The organism is Candidatus Pantoea gossypiicola (genome assembly GCF_008632075.1).
Classification (GTDB): domain Bacteria; phylum Pseudomonadota; class Gammaproteobacteria; order Enterobacterales; family Enterobacteriaceae; genus Pantoea; species Pantoea gossypiicola.
Genome location: NZ_VWVM01000003.1, coordinates 24,490 through 38,816 on the forward strand (window position 1 = coordinate 24,490; position 14,327 = coordinate 38,816).

Consider the following 14,327-nt stretch of genomic DNA (forward strand, 5'->3'; position numbering starts at 1 on the left):
CCATCGGCAGTGATTTTGTGATCCATTGCAAAAGTTAATCTCCGGTTAAATTTGCTGAATATATGGATCATTTTGTCGTGATTTTAAGATGTGATACCGCTCTACATTTTTCTCCGCTAATACCGCTAAAACTAGCCCAGCGTCTGGACAGGCTGACAACACATAGCAACCTAACGCACTGATTTATGGCTGTACCCTCAAAACAAGACCAACTGGTAGCGCTTACACCGATTCGTTATGAGCAGCGAAAAATAACCTGGTACCGGAGAGCATCATGCATAAATTCACTAAAGCATTCGCGGCCATCGGCCTGGCAGCGGTTATGTCACAATCCGCTATCGCCGAGACCATGAAGCTGGGTTTTTTGGTCAAGCAACCCGAGGAACCCTGGTTCCAGACTGAATGGAAATTCGCCGACAAAGCGGGCAAAGATCTTGGCTTTGATGTCATCAAAATTGCCGTGCCGGATGGTGAAAAAACCCTGAATGCCATCGACAGCCTGGCGGCGAATGGCGCGAAAGGTTTTGTTATCTGTACCCCCGATCCGAAACTCGGCTCGGCCATCATGGCGAAAGCACGTGGCTACGGTCTGAAAGTCATCGCCGTGGATGACCAGTTCGTGACTGCCAAAGGCAAGCCAATGGACACCGTGCCGCTGGTGATGATGGCGGCCACCAAAATTGGTGAGCGCCAGGGCCAGGAACTCTATAAAGAGATGCAGAAACGCGGCTGGGATGTGAAAACCACCGGCGTGATGGCGATTACCGCGAATGAACTTGATACCGCACGTCGTCGTACCGGCGGCTCAATGGACGCGATCAAAGCTGCAGGCTTCCCGGCAGCGCAGATCTACCAGGTGCCAACCAAATCTAACGATATCCCAGGCGCGTTTGACGCCGGTAACTCCCTGCTGGTTCAGCATCCTGAAGTTAAACACTGGCTGGTTGTCGGCATGAACGACAATACCGTGCTGGGCGGCGTGCGTGCCACCGAAGGTCAGGGCTTTAAAGCGGCTGACGTCATCGGTATCGGTATCAACGGCGTGGATGCCATCAGTGAACTGTCGAAAGACAAGGCGACCGGCTTCTACGGTTCGCTGCTGCCAAGCCCGGATATCCACGGCTACAAAAGCAGCCAGATGCTCTACAACTGGGTCAGCAAAGGTGAAGAGCCACCGAAATTCACCGAAGTCACCGATGTGGTGCTGATCACCCGTGACAACTTCAAAACTGAGCTGGCGAAAAAAGGACTGATGTAACTCTGAGCCTGTCGGGCTGTCCGCAGCCTGGCATCCTTAATAGCCGATTTCGCGCCGCCCGCCCTGACAGGCCGGTGGCGCGAAAGAGTGAGGATCAACATGAACACTGATTCAGCATTTCTGTCGTTTCATGGCATCAGTAAAACCTTTCCTGGCGTGAAAGCGTTGCAGGATATCTCCTTCGACTGCCGGGGCGGTGAAGTCCATGCGTTGATGGGCGAAAACGGCGCAGGCAAATCGACGCTGTTAAAAATACTCAGCGGCAGTTATCAGCCGAGCGGCGGTGAGATTCGTATTAAAGGCAAGCCGATGAGCTTTCAGCGCACCACAGATGCGCTTGACGCGGGCGTCGCCATTATTTACCAGGAACTGCATCTGGTACCGGAAATGAGCGTGGCGGAGAACATCTATCTCGGTCAGATTCCGCACAAGCACGGGCTGGTCAATCGTAAGCTGATGCGCTTTGAGGCGGGCGTGCAGCTGAAAAATCTCGGCATGGATATCGATCCTGATATGCCGCTGAAATACCTGTCGCTGGGACAGTGGCAGATGGTTGAGATTGCCAAAGCGCTGGCGCGCAACGCGCGCATTATCGCCTTTGATGAGCCAACCAGCTCCCTGTCGGCGCGAGAAATCGACAACCTGTTCCGCGTCATCCGCCAGCTCCGCGAGGAGGGCCGGGTGGTGCTCTACGTTTCTCACCGCATGGAGGAGATCTTTGCCCTCAGCGATGCCATCACCGTCTTCAAAGATGGTCGCTACGTGCGAACCTTTACTGATATGGCCAACACTCATCATGACGATCTGGTGCAGGCGATGGTGGGACGTAACCTGGGTGATATTTATGGCTACTCACCGCGAGCCAAAGGCGACGTGCGGCTGGAGCTGGACAAGGTTGAAGCGAAGGGCGTGCGGACGCCGATTTCGCTGAAAGTTCATGCTGGTGAAATCGTCGGGCTGTTTGGCCTGGTCGGAGCCGGACGCAGTGAACTGCTGAAAGGATTATTTGGTGGCACGCGGCTGCGTGGCGGTCAGGTGATCCTGGACGGCAAACCGCTGCCGCTGCGTGAACCCATCGATGCTATTCGTGCGGGCATCATGCTCTGCCCGGAAGACCGCAAAGCCGAAGGCATTATTCCCGTGCACTCGGTGCGCGACAACATCAACATCAGCGCCCGTCGTCATAATCTTACCGCCGGGTGCCTGATTAAAAACGGCTGGGAAAACAAAAACGCCGACAGCCATATCCGCTCGCTGAACATCAAAACGCCCAGCGCCGATCAGCTGATCATGAACCTCTCCGGCGGTAACCAACAGAAGGCGATTCTGGGACGCTGGCTCTCCGAAGATATGAAAGTGATCCTGCTGGATGAGCCAACGCGCGGTATCGATGTCGGTGCCAAACATGAAATTTATAACCTGATTTATCAGCTGGCAAACCGGGGCATTGCGGTGCTGTTCGCCTCCAGCGATTTACCGGAAGTGATGGGCCTGGCCGATCGCATCGTGGTGATGCGTGAAGGTGCCATTGCCGGTGAACTGCTGCACGACGACGCCACGGAGCAGCAGACGCTGAGCCTGGCGATGCCCAAAACCACTCAAGCGGCCGCCGTGGCCTGACAGGAGATCATCATGGCTTCATCCACGACCTCAAATACGCCGCAGCCTGCTTCACGCGGCGGCCTGCAGTTAGGTCGCATCTGGGACAACTTCGGCATGCTGGTTGTCTTTGCACTGCTGTTTATTGTCTGTGCGATTTTTGTGCCGAACTTCGGCTCGTTTATCAATATGAAAGGCTTAGGGCTGGCGATGTCGATGTCCGGCATGGTCGCCTGCGGCATGCTGTTCTGTCTGGCCTCCGGGGATTTCGACCTGTCGGTCGCCTCGGTTATCGCCTGTGCGGGTGTGGTGACCGCCGTGGTGATTAACATGACCGAAAGCCTGTGGATTGGCGTGGCAGCCGGTCTGGTGCTGGGTATGATCACCGGCTTTATCAACGGCTTTGTGATTGCCCGACTCAAGATCAATGCGCTGATCACCACGCTGGCGACCATGCAGATCGTGCGCGGCCTGGCCTATATCTTCTCTGACGGTAAAGCGGTCGGGATTGAAGATGAGCGCTTCTTTGAACTGGGCTTTGCCAACTGGCTTGGCGTGCCTGCACCCATCTGGCTGACGCTGGCGACCATGCTGATCTTCGGCTTCCTGCTTAACAAAACCACCTTTGGCCGTAATACCCTGGCGATTGGCGGCAATGAAGAGGCCGCACGACTGGCCGGTGTGCCGGTGGTGCGAACCCGTATCATCATCTTCATTCTTTCCGGCCTGGTGTCGGCGGCGGCAGGCATCATTCTGGCGTCGCGTATGACCAGCGGTCAGCCCATGACCTCCATCGGCTATGAGCTGGTGGTGATTTCTGCCTGCGTACTGGGCGGCGTGTCACTGAAGGGCGGCATCGGCAAGATCTCCTACGTGGTGGCAGGGGTGTTAATTCTCGGCACCGTCGAGAATGCGATGAATTTATTGAATATCTCGCCATTCTCACAGTATGTGGTGCGCGGTCTGATACTGTTAGCTGCGGTGATATTTGACCGTTACAAACAGAAAAAAGCCTGATTGCGCGAGCCGTTGGCCCGCAGACGCTGACGCCTCTGCGGGCTATCTGAACAATAACAGACTGAGTGAGGACGCTATGTATCACCGCGAATTACCGGCCGGGCAGCAAAACCCCTTGTTGCCGGGCTATTCATTCAATGCCTGGCTGGTGGCGGGGCTGACGCCCATCACCGCTGATGGCCCGCTCGATTTCTTTATCGATCGCCCACACGGCATGAAAGGTTACATTCTGAACCTCACCATCAAAGGTAAAGGGCGGGTATTCGACGGCGAGCGGGCATTTGACTGCGAGCCCGGCGAAATGCTGCTGTTTCAGCCAAAAACCGCGCACTATTATGGGCGAGCGCCGGACAGCCCGCAGTGGTTCCACCGCTGGGTCTATTTCCGTCCACGCGCCTACTGGCACGACTGGCTGCGCTGGCAGGATGAGCAGGAGGGCGTAGGACGACTGCTGCTGCCGGAATCGCTGCGTGGCGAGTTCGACCGATTGTTTGCCAGTATCGAACAGACCCACAACTCGGGCCGCCGCTTTGCGGAAGAGCTGGCGATGAACCTGCTGGAGCGGCTGCTGCTGCGCGCCGTTGAAGAAGATCCGCGCAGCCATCAGTTAATCCGCGATCCGCGCGTCATCGAAGCCTGTCAGTATGTCACTAATCATCTTGCCAGCGAGGTCAGGATTGAAGAGGTGGCGCGCCACGTCTGTCTGTCACCGTCGCGGCTGGCGCACCTTTTTCGCGAGCAGATGGGGGTGAACCTGCTGCGCTGGCGCGAAGATCAGCGCGTTATCCGCGCGAAACTGCTGCTGCAAACCACCCAGGAACCCATCGCGTCGGTCGGGCGTGAAGTGGGTTACGACGACCAGCTTTATTTCTCACGCGTCTTTCGCAAGCGTGTTGGCGTCAGTCCCAGCGACTTCCGCCGCCGCAATCAGGATGCGCACGACAGCCTGGCGGCGCAGACAGCCTGGCCCCTGGCGCGAAGTGCTATCTCTTAGTTTTTTCGGGGGATTCCGCCTTGTTCTCACCTGGTTAATAGTCTTAAATCAATCAGGTTATCAACTAAGAGCCTGCCAGGCAGGCTCTGAGAGGAATCCAAATGAGCGATAAATTACGTGTTGGTCTGATCGGCTACGGCTTTGCCAGTAAAACGTTTCATGCCCCGCTGATTGCGGGAACGCCGGACGTCGAACTGGCCGCCATTTCCAGTAGCGACGCCAGCAAAGTCCACGCCGACTGGCCCGCCGTGAAGGTGGTGGCCGATCCTCAGGCGTTGCTGGACGATCCGACTCTGCAATTGATTGTTATTCCTACCCCCAACGATACGCACTTCCCGCTGGCTAAAGCGGCGCTGAATGCCGGTAAACATGTGGTGGTCGATAAGCCGTTTACCGTGACGTTGTCACAGGCACGTGAGCTGGATGCGCTGGCTAAAGCCAAAGGGCTGCTGCTGTCGGTATTCCATAACCGCCGCTGGGACAGTGACTTCCTGACGCTTAAATCCCTGCTTGAAGCTGGCTCACTCGGTGAAGTGCGCTATTTCGAATCGCATTTTGATCGCTTTCGTCTGGAAGTGCGCAATCGCTGGCGTGAAATGAAGGGCGCAGGCAGCGGGATCTGGTATGACCTGGGACCGCATCTGTTGGACCAGGCGCTTCAGCTGTTTGGCCCACCGGTCGCCATCCATGTTGACCTGGCCGAAATGCGTCCGGGCGCGCAGACTACTGACTACTTCCACGCCACGCTGACTTATCCGCAGCGCCGCGTCGTGCTGCACGCCAGCATGCTGGTGGCGGCAGAATCCGCTCGTTACACCGTCCACGGCACGCGCGGCAGTTACGTTAAATATGGTCTGGATCCGCAGGAAGATCGCCTGAAGTCGGGCGACTTCCCGCCGCAGGAGGACTGGGGCTATGACATGCGCGATGGTACGCTGACGCTGGTTGAGGGCGACTCCCTGACCGAAACCACACAGCTGACCCAGCCGGGCAACTATCCGGCTTACTATGCGGGCATCCGCGATGCGATTGCCGGACGCGGTAATAATCCGGTGACGGCGGAAGAGGCGATTCAGGTGATGGAGCTGATTGAGCTGGGTCTGCAATCCGCCGAGAAACGCCAGACGATGTCGCTGAAGCGCGTCTGATTGGTGAGTGTATAATGCAAAAGCAGAACGGGTCGAATATCCGGCCCGTAATGTTCGCGGAATCAGCGGTGAGATCGAGCCAGCGAAGGGAACAGGGTCAGATCGGAAAGTCGCAAAAGCCGCCATCCCTGGCTTGCTCGGCCCGCGCGATTACGCACCTCATCCCTGAGGTGCGCCCGTAGCCGGGCCAACGCGTTGCGTTGTTCAAAAACGCTCCCGGCGTTTTTGTCCCTTGCGCGGGACGCTTTCCTCCTCTGACCCTGTTTCCTGCGCGTTAAGCCTTTGCGTTGCTGTCAGAACTTCCGGGATTGGGTTTTGGCAGCAAAGTATCGGGCCGGATTTCTGGCCCGTTTTTTATTCCTGATGCGGCAGATTACTGCACGCGAGCGCGAATAGCCGCTTTCTCAGCGTCGCTGAGGAAGGCAATCGTCAGACCATTTTCCTGCGCCTGACGGATCTGTGCCGCGCTCAGACCGGCAGCCGGTGCGGCATGATGATATTCATGCGCCAGTTCAATGCCCTGAACCGCGGGATCATCGGTATTGATGGTCGCCAGAATGCCATGCTCAAGGAAGGTCTTCAGCGGATGCTGCGCCAGTGAAGGCACGGTGCTGGTCTGGATGTTGGAGGTCAGGCAGGACTCAATACCAATATGGTGCTCCGCCAGGAAATCCATCAGCGCGCGATCTTCAATCGCTTTTACCCCGTGACCGATACGTTCTGCGCCCAGCTCACGAATCGCCTGCCAGATGCTCTCCGGGCCAGCCGCTTCGCCCGCATGCACGGTAACGCGGAAACCGGCATCGCGCGCCTGGGTAAAGTGACTCAGGAACTCGCTGCCCGGGAAGCCCAGCTCATCACCCGCCAGATCGACTGCGGTAATGTGATCGCGATGAGCCAGTAAACCTTCGAGTTCGGCAAGGCAGGCATCTTCGCCAAAGGTCCGGCTCATAATACCAATCAGACGCACGTCGATATCGTGCTGCTGACGGCCTGCGCGTACGCCGTCAATGACCGCTTCAACCACACCGGCAATGGGCAGGTTGTGGGTCATCGCCATATAACCGGGCGAAAAACGCAGTTCAGCGTAATGAATGCCCGCGCGCGCGGCATCTTCGACATTTTCCTGCGCAATGCGGCGGCAGGCATCCAGATCGCCCAGCACTTTCACGCCCCAGTCGAGTTTCTGCAGGAAGCTCACCAGATCAGGTTCATTCTGGCCAACCTGTACATGCGGACGCAGCGTCTCCAGCGTTGATGCGGGCAGGGCGAGATTAAACTGGCGGCCTAAATCGAGAATGGTTTGTGCACGAATGTTGCCATCAAGGTGGCGGTGAATATCAGTCAGAGGAATTTTAGAATCGATCATGGCGCACTCGCTGAGTTGTCGGTGAAGTGCAGAGCATTATAAAAATATCTTGCGCAACCACGCCAGTTATTTGCGCAACAGCCGCACCGGATGCTGCTTAATTGCCCATAACCGGCGGGCAAATCAGCGGTCAGGCATAAAAAAAGCGACCCGAAGGTCGCCTTTGATGGAAGACAGCGCTTACTGCGGCATGCCTTCGCTGGTCGGCATACCCAGCATGTAGCGGGACATAAACTGTTCCAGCGTCATCTTGTCGCCGTTCATGTTCACCTGACCGTTGGTGTACTGCAGGCTGGTCACGATGTTGTTATCCTGCTGCTGAGTCAGGCGGAACATCTGACCCATCGCCGCCAGACCTTTCACCTGCTGATCCGCCAGCTTCTGTGCGTCATCCGCCTGATACCCCTCAGCCAGACCCACTTTGTGCATGGTTTCAGTCGCCATCGGCATATTGATGACCAGCTTGCTGTCCAGGCTTTTCAGTACCCGATCAACCATAGCGCTCAAAGTCTGGGCTTCACCAGTAACGGCAGAAGGGTCGTTGAAGCTGGCCGTCAGATTAAAGGTGCTTTCACCTTTGTCATTCTTCCAGCTCAGCGGAGCGATGCTGATGGATGGCGAGCCTTTTAGCAGCATCGGCAGATTGGCCATCAGAATCTGATGCACGCCTGCCTGATAGCGGATAGGATCTTCTGCAACGCCAGGCTGGGTCAGCAGTTCCTGCATCTGTTGGTTATAACGATCGGAGAACGCTTTGACCGCCTGCGCATCAAACTGAGACAGCTTCATCTTAAGCGCAGCCTGACCGAAGTCCTGCTTCTGCAGCTGAACGCTTTCCACTTTGTAATCAATATCGCCGCCAATTTTACCGGCGCTGTTGTCGAAAGAGGAGGTGCCTTTCATTTTGTGCAGCGTCAGGGCGTCCTGACCATTAATGCTGGCATTCACCTTCTCAATATCGACCGACTGATCGCCGATGCGCACGCCTTCCGGGCTGAGGTGCGTGTTACCGCTCAGCTTCAGACCATTGACAGTGAACAGTACCGGCTGGCCCATCTCATTTTTACTGGTGAGCGCGAGACTATCCACATCGCTGTCCAGCGACACTTTATCGCCTTTATTATCGGCGCTGACGTTGAAGGTGCCGCCATTAGTGGCAAAACGCTCGCCGGTTTGCGCATTCTGATAGTCAACCGGCAGAACACGAAGTGCGGTATCGGTAGCACCGCTGTAGCCGATGCGGGTGTCGGCGCTAATCAGCGATTTATTGCCGGTCAGCTCAAACAGCTTCTTCACCGCATCGGTGTTAGCCAGTTCGGTATGAACGGATGCCATGCTCGGGATCAGATTGAAATGCTTCAGCTGCGCAAACGGGAAAGGGCCATGATCGATGGTTTCATTCAGGATGATGCTCTGACCCGGCTTCAGCAGCGGATTATCTTCCGTCTGCGAATTGGCCTGAACCACCAGATTCACTTTGCTGCTGAACACGCCGCGCTGATAGTCCTGATAGCTGATCTTCAGTCGACTGTTAGGGGCATAAGCGTTCAGCTGTGCATTGGCGTTCTGCACCAGCTCATCCCTGTGGCTTTCAATTTGCTTGCCGGTGAACCACGCCGCACCCGTCCAGACTACGCCCAGTGCGATGATGACACCTACGGCAACATTGGTCTTTTTCATTGCTGATTCGTCCTTATCCTTGAGTCCGCTTATGCCGCAGGTTAACCCCAGCGACCGAAGAAAAACGCCCGCAGGCGTTTAAAAGCTAATAGGTTGAAATAATAGCAGTTAACAGGGATTCCGTCAGCCGCGCAGCCCTAAGTCGTTAAATACCCGCGCCAGCCGGCCCGCACCGGCGACTGTTACCGGCGATTCGCTGGCGGCAATAAAGCAGGATTCACCCGGTTTCAGCGTCAGTTGCTGGTCGTCTTTGGCGATAACCGCCTGGCCTTCGATGCAGAACAGCAGGGCAGCGCTCTGCTGCGCCAGCGATTGCGGTTCTGCGTTCAGGCTATGGATGGCAAAGGCGAAATCTTCGACCGGAATCGGGAAGCGCAGCGCATGACCCTGTTGCTCTGGCTTCGTCAGCAGCGAGCTGGCAGGCTTCTCCTCAAACTTCAGGTTGGCCATCAGCTCGTCGATATCGATATATTTCGGGGTTAAACCGGCCCGCAATACGTTATCAGAGTTGGCCATCACCTCCAGCGCCACGCCTTTCAGATACGCGTGCGGGGTTTCAGCGTAGAGGAACATCGCCTCGCCGGGCTGCAGGGTGATGACATTCAGCAGCAGCGGTGAAAACAGGCCGCTGTCGTCAGGATACTCTGCCGCAATCATGCGAATGGTTTCCCACGGCTCGCCCTGCTGCGCATCAAGTGCGGATTTCAGCACACCCAGCGCCAGCGATTTCGCCTCGCCCTCCAGTGACAGCAGGGTAGAGAAGAGCGCAGCCAGCGTCTCCTGATCGGGATGCTGCAGAAAATGGGCAATCTGAGGATGTGCGCCCGCGACCGGCTCCAGCAGTGAGACCATCTGCGTCAGCGTGCGAAAACCGTTCATCGCCTGAAAGGGCGTCAGCGCATAGACCAGCTCCGGCTTGTGGTTAGCATCTTTATAGTTGCGCTCGGCTGCTGTCAGCGGGATCCCCGCCGCATTCTCACGGGCAAAGCCCACTTCGGCCGCACGTTTGCTGGGATGGACCTGAATCGACAGGGGCTGATCGGCACACAGCACTTTGAACAGGAAGGGCAGTTCACCAAAGCGCTGTGACACCGCGTCGCCCAGCATCGCGGCGGGCGCGGCATCAATCACGTCGCGTAAGGAACGCTCGCGGCCCTGATCCATCACAGTTGAGGGACTTTTCGGATGTGCGCCCATCCACAGCTCTGCCATCGGCAGACCCTCGGGGTTGGCAATCCCATACAGCTCAGTCAATGCCGTTTTGCTGCCCCATGCGTAATTTTGCAGCGAATTGTTCATTTTTTGCATTGTATAACCCTTTTTCACGGGAAATTATTGCGGCTATTAAAGCAGAAACTACCGGTAAAAATACATATCCAGCGCAAAAGGACGCTAAGCTCTGATAATGTTAAATTATTGTGTATCAGTATCCTGACCGCCGGGTTATCGGATGCGATGACAGAACGGGCGATCATTCTTTTAAAAAACAGGTGAAGGAGACGTATTCATGGCAGCCAATCGCATTGAGAAAGATTCAATGGGCCCCATCGATGTACCGGCAGACAAACTGTGGGGGGCGCAGACGCAGCGTTCACTGGAACACTTCCGTATCTCAACCGAAAAAATGCCGACCGCGCTGGTGCATGCGCTGGCATTGACCAAACGCGCGGCGGCCAGCGTCAACCGCGATCTCGGACTGCTGCCCACTGACCGCGCGGATGCGATTGTCAGCGCGGCGGATGAAGTGCTGGCGGATAAGCATGCGGACGAGTTCCCGCTGGCGATCTGGCAGACCGGCTCCGGCACCCAGACCAACATGAACATGAATGAGGTGCTGGCGAACCGCGCGAGCGAAATCCTCGGCGGGGAGCGTGGGATGTCGCGCCTGGTCCATCCCAACGACGATGTGAACAAGAGCCAGAGCTCCAACGACGTCTTCCCGACGGCGATGCATGTTGCCGCCGTGATCGCGCTGCGCGAACAGTTAATCCCTCAGATTCAGGTACTGAAAAACACGCTGAGCCAGAAGTCTGACGCCTTTAAAGACATCGTTAAGATTGGTCGTACTCACCTGCAGGATGCGACGCCGCTGACGCTGGGCCAGGAGATTTCAGGCTGGGTGGCGATGCTGGAGCATAACCTGAAGCATATCGAACAGAGCATTCCGCACGTGGCGGAACTGGCGCTGGGCGGAACCGCGGTGGGCACCGGTCTGAATACCCATCCTGAATATGCAGTGCGCGTGGCGAAGGCGCTGGCCGATCTGACGCAGCAGCCATTTGTCACCGCACCAAATAAGTTTGAGGCACTGGCAACCTGTGATGCGCTGGTGCATGCGCATGGCGCGCTGAAAGGGCTGGCCGCCTCGCTGATGAAAATCGCCAACGACGTACGCTGGCTCTCTTCCGGCCCGCGTTGCGGCATCGGCGAAATCGCCATTCCGGAAAACGAACCTGGTAGCTCCATTATGCCGGGCAAAGTCAACCCAACGCAGTGTGAAGCGATGACCATGCTTTGCTGTCAGGTGATGGGTAATGACGTGGCGATCAACATGGGCGGCGCGTCGGGTAACTTTGAGCTTAACGTCTTCCGTCCGATGGTGATCCATAACTTCCTGCAATCGATTCGCCTGCTGGCGGACGGCATGGACAGCTTTAACCATCATTGCGCCGTCGGCATTGAGCCGGTGCGTGAGCGCATCGATCAACTGCTCAACGAATCACTGATGCTGGTGACCGCGCTGAACACCCACATCGGCTATGACAAAGCGGCTGAGATTGCCAAGAAGGCACACAAAGAGGGGCTGACGCTGAAGGGTTCGGCGCTGAAGCTGGGCTATCTGACCGAAGAGGAGTTTGATGCCTGGGTCCGTCCGGAAGAGATGGTCGGCAGCATGAAGTCGTAAGGTCAGCCATAAGGAACAGGCCAGCGGATGCTGGCCTTTTTTTATATCGGGCAATCGACCCACAGATGCAGTCGGGGTATCAGCAGATTAAGCGGTTCAGCGGCGGGTTTATGACGATGCGTGATGTTATCGGCATCGTAATTGAGCAACTCGCCCAGCACCGGAACCTGAGTGCGATCACGACAGATCACCAGAATCGGTGACGGGCAGGCCAGCTGGGTCTGCTTTTGTTCATCCGCGCGCCAGACGCGTGCCACCGGCTGGACTTTCACCGGACGCTTGATTTTCAGTCGTGCCGAGGCGGGCAGGGCGCGCACGCTTGCCAGCTCCTCCTGCACTTTTTCCGCCCACTGTTCGCGTGACCAGGGTGCCTTCGCGCGCCCCGACTTCAGACTTTTTTCCAGCTGGGCGATCACCTCTTCGCGCTTGAGATTTTTAATGATGTGCTTGTTGGCCCAGCCAAAACGCAGGCTGTCAGGAGCGCTGAGCAGGGTGATCGTGCGATAGGCATTCAGGGTAATCAGGCCGCGTAAATGCTGGTGGACGAACTCAAAACGCGCTTCGCTCGGCAGGCCCGAGTCCACCGTGATCAACTGCTCCAGCCGGGCTTTCAGCTGGTTGATGAGGTCGACCAGCGAGCCGATCTCCGCTTCGCGCTGTTCATCACATTCGATACAGAGCGCGCCGGGTAAGCGCACGGCTGCCTTGGTGCTCAGCTGTTCAGACTGATGCTGCATAAACAGGCGGCAATAGTGGTCAAGTGCCATCTTCAACGCGCGCTCACCGAGATGCTGCTCAACGGCAATCTGAGTTATCGCTTCATGTTCACGGCCTTTCACCACCGGCGGCAGGCTGAAGACGCGGGCGATGAGCAACGGCTGCGCCTCAATCTGCTGACGGAGCGCGCCCAGCGCCAGTTCCAGGTCGTTTACACACTGATGCATATCAGCCACTAAGTCGTAGCGCGTCATGTTGTGCCTCCATAGTTACAACGTCCACAATGTGGCAGAAGCCTGCCAGGGATGCAAGCTCTTTATAGTTACAACATACTATTATTGTCACAATAAAAATCGTGCGGCCTGCCGGGCGGTCCAGTGAAATGAGCGTCACGCATTCTGGCTTCTGGCAGAACATGTTATAAAAAGGTTCGCCTGCTAATGAAGAGATCGCCTGTGAGTCAGAACAATAAACCCGGTATCGCCGCCATTTTTACTCTGGGCCTGGTGCAGATCCTCTCCTGGGGAGGGTCGTTCTACCTGATGGCGGTGATGGCGAACCCGATTGCAGCTGAGACGGGCTGGTCGCAGCAGTGGATCTACGGCGCGCTCTCGACGGGGATACTGGTGTCAGGCCTGCTGTCACCGCTGGCTGGCAGGCTTATCGCCCGTACCTGTGGTCGTCTGCTGCTGGCGCTGAGCGGTCTGGTAATGGCGGTGGGGCTGGTGATGATGGCGGTCAGCGACTCGCTGCCGCTGTTTCTGTTTGCCTGGGTGATTATCGGCATCGGTATGGCGATGGGCCTTTATGATGCTCTGTTCGCTACACTCGGCACCTGCTATGGCGGTCAGGCGCGTTCAGCGATCACCGGTATTACGCTGATTTCAGGCTTCTGTACCACGCTGGTCTGGCCCGGCACAGCGTTGCTGATTCATGGATTCGGCTGGCGGGATGCGTCACTGATTATTGCGGCAATGATGGTGGTCTGCGTGCTGCCTGCCTATCTGTTTGCTTTACCGGCGAGCCATGCTAAGCCGCCTGCGAAAAGGGTGGTTAGACAGTCTGCTACGCCGGAGATTGAACCTGCGCTGTTCTGGCTGCTGTGCGCCATTTTTACCCTCGCGTCGGTGATCATGACGGCGATTTCCGTGCAGCTTATCGCCCTGTTGCAGGCGAGTGGCCATACGCTGACGTCGGCGCTGGCGATCAGCGCTGTGCTCGGCCCGTGTCAGGTAGGCTCGCGCATCGTCGATATTGTATTCAAACGCAGTCATCCGATCCGCACGACCTTTTTTTCTGTCGGGCTGGTGGCGCTGGGCCTGCTATTGCTGGCACTGTTTCCGCAGATGGCGCTGCTGAGCATGGTCCTGTATGGCGCAGGTAATGGCTTACGCGCCATCGTGCGCGGAACTTTACCGCTGGCGATGGTCAAACCAGAGTCATACGCAATTGTGGTGGGTAAAATGGCCCGCCCGGCGCTAATGGGACAGGCACTGACGCCGCTGATGGGTGGATATGTGTTTGAAAAGATGGGAGCATCGGCGACGCTATGGTTGCTTTGCGCTTTAGCAATCTTTAACGTGGTGCTGGTTATGGCGCTAAAGCAGCGATTACCGGCGGCAGCGGTCACCACCGCATGA

11 protein-coding genes are annotated in these 14,327 nt (G+C 56.8%); 7 read left to right on the plus strand and 4 right to left on the minus strand.

Going from position 1 to position 14,327, the window contains the following annotated elements; all coding sequences use genetic code 11:
- Window positions 1-274 precede the first annotated feature (274 nt).
- The 5 genes from F3I20_RS04680 (at window position 275) to F3I20_RS04700 (ending at window position 6,016) form a co-directional block, all read left to right on the plus strand.
- Window positions 275-1,258, plus strand: a complete 984-nt coding sequence (locus F3I20_RS04680; RefSeq protein WP_013357782.1) for an arabinose ABC transporter substrate-binding protein — start codon at window positions 275-277, stop codon at window positions 1,256-1,258.
- 99 nt (window positions 1,259-1,357) lie between these two features.
- On the plus strand, window positions 1,358-2,878 hold the full coding sequence (gene araG / locus F3I20_RS04685; protein ID WP_150009974.1) for an L-arabinose ABC transporter ATP-binding protein AraG: 1,521 nt from the start codon (window positions 1,358-1,360) through the stop codon (window positions 2,876-2,878).
- Between the two features lie 12 nt (window positions 2,879-2,890).
- A complete protein-coding gene (gene araH / locus F3I20_RS04690; RefSeq protein ID WP_013357784.1) occupies window positions 2,891-3,874 on the plus strand; it encodes an L-arabinose ABC transporter permease AraH in 984 nt (327 codons plus the stop codon).
- Between the two features lie 76 nt (window positions 3,875-3,950).
- Window positions 3,951-4,868 (plus strand): arabinose operon transcriptional regulator AraC, encoded by a 918-nt coding sequence (gene araC / locus F3I20_RS04695; protein WP_150037149.1) that lies wholly within the window; start codon window positions 3,951-3,953, stop codon window positions 4,866-4,868.
- Between the two features lie 101 nt (window positions 4,869-4,969).
- Window positions 4,970-6,016 carry an oxidoreductase gene (locus F3I20_RS04700; RefSeq protein ID WP_150009978.1) on the plus strand — a complete coding sequence of 349 codons (1,047 nt, stop codon included), beginning with the start codon at window positions 4,970-4,972 and terminating at the stop codon, window positions 6,014-6,016.
- Between the two features lie 373 nt (window positions 6,017-6,389).
- On the opposite strand, the gene add is transcribed toward F3I20_RS04700, so the two are convergent.
- The 3 genes from add to manA all read right to left on the minus strand — a co-directional run bounded on the left by add (window position 6,390) and on the right by manA (window position 10,373).
- Complete coding sequence (gene add / locus F3I20_RS04705) at window positions 6,390-7,385, minus strand: adenosine deaminase (RefSeq protein WP_033732594.1); 996 nt, start codon at window positions 7,383-7,385, stop codon at window positions 6,390-6,392.
- 180 nt (window positions 7,386-7,565) lie between these two features.
- The gene (locus tag F3I20_RS04710; protein ID WP_150019363.1) at window positions 7,566-9,065 is read right to left on the minus strand and encodes a YdgA family protein; all 1,500 of its coding nucleotides are present in this window, start codon (window positions 9,063-9,065) and stop codon (window positions 7,566-7,568) included.
- A 123-nt stretch (window positions 9,066-9,188) separates the two neighbouring features.
- Complete coding sequence (manA, locus tag F3I20_RS04715) at window positions 9,189-10,373, minus strand: mannose-6-phosphate isomerase (protein WP_150019364.1); 1,185 nt, start codon at window positions 10,371-10,373, stop codon at window positions 9,189-9,191.
- Between the two features lie 199 nt (window positions 10,374-10,572).
- Here manA and fumC point away from each other — a divergent pair, with 199 nt between their 5' ends.
- A complete protein-coding gene (fumC, locus tag F3I20_RS04720; protein WP_150009984.1) occupies window positions 10,573-11,970 on the plus strand; it encodes a class II fumarate hydratase in 1,398 nt (465 codons plus the stop codon).
- A gap of 41 nt (window positions 11,971-12,011) precedes the next feature.
- Here fumC and tus read toward each other — a convergent pair whose 3' ends face one another.
- Window positions 12,012-12,941, minus strand: coding sequence for a DNA replication terminus site-binding protein (gene tus, locus F3I20_RS04725; protein ID WP_150009986.1), 930 nt, complete (start codon window positions 12,939-12,941; stop codon window positions 12,012-12,014).
- A 186-nt stretch (window positions 12,942-13,127) separates the two neighbouring features.
- On the opposite strand from tus, the gene F3I20_RS04730 reads away from it, so the two are divergent.
- The gene (locus tag F3I20_RS04730; protein WP_190285915.1) at window positions 13,128-14,327 is read left to right on the plus strand and encodes an MFS transporter; all 1,200 of its coding nucleotides are present in this window, start codon (window positions 13,128-13,130) and stop codon (window positions 14,325-14,327) included.